General features: G+C 49.0%; 4 protein-coding genes. 2 read left to right on the top strand and 2 right to left on the bottom strand.

What is annotated here, in order from left to right:
- Positions 1–21: 21 nt before the first annotated feature.
- Both K2I50_RS10450 and K2I50_RS10445 read left to right on the top strand, forming a co-directional pair.
- Positions 22–309 carry a THUMP-like domain-containing protein gene (locus K2I50_RS10450; RefSeq protein ID WP_301026292.1) on the top strand — a complete coding sequence of 96 codons (288 nt, stop codon included), beginning with the start codon at positions 22–24 and terminating at the stop codon, positions 307–309.
- A 155-nt stretch (positions 310–464) separates the two neighbouring features.
- A complete protein-coding gene (locus K2I50_RS10445; RefSeq protein ID WP_068960863.1) occupies positions 465–1,322 on the top strand; it encodes an enoyl-ACP reductase FabI in 858 nt (285 codons plus the stop codon).
- A gap of 86 nt (positions 1,323–1,408) precedes the next feature.
- Here K2I50_RS10445 and K2I50_RS10440 read toward each other — a convergent pair whose 3' ends face one another.
- Both K2I50_RS10440 and K2I50_RS10435 read right to left on the bottom strand, forming a co-directional pair.
- Positions 1,409–2,755, bottom strand: a complete 1,347-nt coding sequence (locus K2I50_RS10440; RefSeq protein ID WP_301026291.1) for a sodium-dependent transporter — start codon at positions 2,753–2,755, stop codon at positions 1,409–1,411.
- Position 2,756: 1 nt separating this feature from the next.
- A complete protein-coding gene (locus K2I50_RS10435; protein WP_301026290.1) occupies positions 2,757–4,136 on the bottom strand; it encodes a sodium-dependent transporter in 1,380 nt (459 codons plus the stop codon).
- Positions 4,137–4,199: the final 63 nt, after the last annotated feature.

Raw genomic sequence — 4,199 nt, 5'->3', positions numbered from 1 at the left:
AGATGTGAATAAGAGCCAGGTGTGGAACAGCTTCACCCCAACACTCACTTGTATTATTCAGCCGAGCCTGTGCCTGATTTTCCGGGAGAAGGACGGCGTATACTTGAAGTGCTGCCGTTTGCTTCATCCGTACTCAAGCAGTTGCCACGTCGCTATTCCCATATGCAGGTCGCGGCCCGAAACTTTCCGATGGCTGCAAATGTGCTGTCGCGCAAGCTCCGTGCCAAGGAAGGTTTGGGCGCTCCACGCCTGATGGCTGCCACTGTTGTGCCCGACACACCTGTGCTTATAATGCTAGAAGGGCGGTAGCAGGTACTTGTGTTGATGTCGGCTCTCTATGGCTGGATGGTTGGCATGTGGGCAAATGGCTGTATATTAGTGGGATATATGCGATTTGCGTAGATGAGTTATTTTTTGTAATTTTGCAGCCCGTAAACAGATTAGAAGTATAATTCAAATTAATTATGAGTTACAATCTACTAAAAGGAAAGCGCGGTATTATCTTCGGCGCACTCAATGATATGAGTATTGCATGGAAGGTAGCCGAGCGTGCCGTAGAAGAGGGCGCGACAATTACGCTTTCCAACACACCCGTTGCTGTAAGAATGGGTGATGTAAGCAAACTCGGTGAGAAACTTGGAGCCGAGGTTATTCCTGCTGATGCAACCAACGTTGATGATCTGGAAATGGTTTTCCAGCGTTCGATGGATGTACTTGGCGGCAAGATAGACTTTGTGCTTCACTCTATAGGCATGTCGCCCAACGTACGTAAAAAGCGTCTTTACGATGATATCGACTACGATTTGCTCAATAAGACTCTGGATATATCGGCGGTATCATTCCACAAGATGATACAGGCGGCCAAGAAACTTGACGCTATTGCCGACTATGGCAGTATCCTTGCGTTAAGCTATATCGCAGCACAGCGTACTATGTTCGGCTACAATGACATGGCCGATGCCAAGGCTCTTCTTGAATCGATTGCCCGTAGCTTCGGATATATATATGGCCGCGAGAAGCACGTGCGTATCAATACTATTTCACAGTCACCCACTCAGACTACTGCCGGAAGTGGCGTGAAAGGTATGTCGTCGCTTATGGACTTTGCCAACCGCATGTCGCCTCTTGGCAACGCTGATGCCGATGAGTGTGCCAACTACTGTATCGTAATGTTCAGTGACCTCACCCGTAAGGTTACTATGCAGAATCTGTTCCACGACGGCGGATTCTCTTCCATGGGTATGAGTCTTCGTGCTATGGACCAGTACGAAAAGAGTTTCGACCTTTACCGTAATCCCGACGGTACCATCCAGTACGGTTGATATCGTCTTGTCATAAAAAATAAGCATGGCGGCTATCGGATTGATGATATGCCGCCATATTTTTTTATTGCTGTAGGATGTACGTGTTACAGTATATTCAGGCCTGAAAGGAATATTAGGAGGATGGCTGTCGGAGCAAGATATCGCAGACAGAATGTGATTCCTCTCAGAAGCGGGCGCGGTATTCGGCCCGAGCCACCCAACTGGTTGCGGATAAGATTGCGGTCGACAATCCATCCTACAAATATTGATATAAGCATTCCTCCCAATGGCAGCATTATGTTGCTTGACAGATAGTCGAAGAGGTTGAATACAGTAAGTCCGGCTATGGTGAAGCCTGACAGACTCCCGAACGACAGTGCGCACAATGTGCCGAGCCCCATGGCTATGGCCGTATTGATAAGGGTTGCACGGCGCCGTGACATTTTTGTCTGTTCGCAGAAAAAAGCGATGCATATTTCGCTCATTGATATGGTCGAAGTAAGAGATGCGAGAAATAGCAGGAAGAAGAAGAGAATGGCCCATATCGCGCCTCCCGGCATCTGGTGGAATATTGCAGGAAGCACCTCAAACACCAGTTTTGGGCCTGCTGCCGGCTCGCATCCATAGGTAAATACTGCGGGGAATATTATAATTCCTGCAAGTATGGCTACTATTGTGTCGAGTGATGCTGTAGTTACTGCGCTTTTGACAAGTGGAGTCGAGTCGGAGAAGTAGCTTGAATATGTCATAAGGGTGCCGAGTCCTAACGAGAGGGAGAAGAAGGCCTGTCCCAGCGCGCCAATGAGTGTGGATGAGTCGACTTTGGAAAAGTCCGGATTGAAAAGAAACCGAAGTCCTTCAGATGCCTGCGGAAGCGTCAGAGAGTTTATACAGAATATAATCAGTATCACAAACAGCACCGGCATGAGCACATTGGATGCTTTTTCAATGCCGCCGCGCACTCCGCGCAGTAATATCACAGCATTGATTGCCAGAAATATCAGAGTCCACATCACTGAGCGCGGGCCTGCGGCAAATGTGTCGAATGCGGCTTGAAGATTGTTGTTTCCGGAGTTGGCGTCAAGCGTGCCTGTAATGGATTGCCAGAGATATTCCATAGTCCATCCCGCCACAACAGAGTAGAACGACAGAATAAGGATACTCGCAAGAATGCCCATATATCCTACCCACGACCAGCAACGGCATGAATGAAGTGCCCGGAATGCGCCGAAAATATTACGGCGTGTGCCGCGTCCCATGATGAATTCGGCACATATCACAGGCACTCCTATCAGGAAAATGAAACCTATGTATATAAGCAGGAATGCACCACCGCCATGAGCCCCTGCCTCGTAAGGGAAGCGCCATATGTTGCCGAGGCCTACAGCCGAGCCTACGGTGGTGGCTATAACGCCAAGCCGTGTGCCGAATTGTGCTCGTTGTGTTGACATATCAGAAGAATGATCCTAAGAGTATAATTGAGATTATGACCGGAGCCACATAGCGTATGATGAACATGACTATGGGATAGGCCCGCGAGCCGATAGTGCCGTGGTTGGTGAGTTCGCGGCGAAGATATCCTTTTGGGGCAAACCAGCCTATATATATGCATGTGATAATGCTCGCTACCGGCAGCATGATGTTGGTGGCTACCGTGTCGAGCAGGCTGAATATATTCAGGTTGCCTATTTTAATCCACGATAGTGAGCCTTGCGACAGGGAGCATACCGTGCTGAGTAGAAACAGCGGTAGTATTACCGTGAGGCATGCTGCGGTACGACGCATCCTGAATCGGTCCTGCATGAATGCTATCGACACCTCGGCGAGTGATATTGTGGAGGTGAGTGCGGCTACCATGAGGAGCAGGAAGAAGAGTGACGACCACAATTGCGTGAGCGGCATCTGCGCGAATACCTCCGGTAGGGTCACGAACACAAGCGTAGCTCCCTCAAGACCTTCGCTGTCAAGTCCGAATGACTTCACGGCAGGGAATATTATTATGCCCATCATCACAGCCACGAGCATATCAAGCAGTGATACGGTTACTGCAGTACGTGTCAGGCGTGTGTCCTTGGGGAAATAGCTCGAATAAGTAATCAGGATACCCATACCGAGTGATAAGGAGAAAAATGCCTGCCCTAAAGCATTTATTACTACTGATGCATTTATCTTGCTGAAATCCGGACGTAAAAAGAATTCCAGGCCTTCAGAAGCCTTTGGGAAGGTAAGCGCCACACAGGCAAAAGCAAGCAACAGGGCAAACAGTACCGGCATAAGCACATTGGATATTTTTTCGATACCTTTCTGGACACCCATAAGCAGTATGCCGAGGTTTATGGCAAGCATTATGTATGTCATTACCAGCGGGCGCATATCCTGAAGGATATATTCCTCCATTTTTGTCTTGAACTGTATGTCAAGAGCGTCAAGGCCAGTATGGCTCACTGATTCAGCTACCGGAGCGTATAGTGCACCTGTTATTGACTGCCACATGTATTCGAGAGTCCAACCGGCCACTACCATATAGAAGGAGAGTATGAGGTAGCTTGCGAGAATTGCGATGGCGCCTCCAATCCACCATCGTGAACGGGGGGCCAGACTTTTGAACACGCCTACGGCATCGCTTCTTTGGCCGCGGCCAAGTGAGAATTCGGCAAGCATGACCGGGATTCCGAGGAGAAACACACATGCAATGTATAAAAGTAGAAACGCAGCTCCTCCGTTGGCTTGCGCTTCGGCCGGAAAACGCCATACGTTGCCGAGCCCCACAGCGGAGCCTACTGTTGCGGCAATGAGTCCAATCTTACTTCCAAACTGAGCCTTTGCGGCCATAACAGAATCTTAGATAAAGTTAGTATATCGGTTAAATCGGTCGCAAAGATAATGAAGATATGC

Origin of the sequence: Muribaculum sp., assembly GCF_029051885.1 — a bacterium.
In the GTDB taxonomy this organism is placed as follows: Bacteria; Bacteroidota; Bacteroidia; order Bacteroidales; family Muribaculaceae; genus Muribaculum.
This window is presented reverse-complemented; position numbering and strand designations above follow the sequence as displayed.

Bases quoted from the DNA above. Each gene is read 5' to 3' on its own strand.
- K2I50_RS10445 (WP_068960863.1), top strand. From the start codon at position 465: ATGAGTTACAATCTACTAAAAGGAAAGCGCGGTATTATCTTCGGCGCA.
- K2I50_RS10440 (WP_301026291.1), bottom strand. From the start codon at position 2,755: ATGTCAACACAACGAGCACAATTCGGCACACGGCTTGGCGTTATAGCC.
- K2I50_RS10435 (WP_301026290.1), bottom strand. From the start codon at position 4,136: ATGGCCGCAAAGGCTCAGTTTGGAAGTAAGATTGGACTCATTGCCGCA.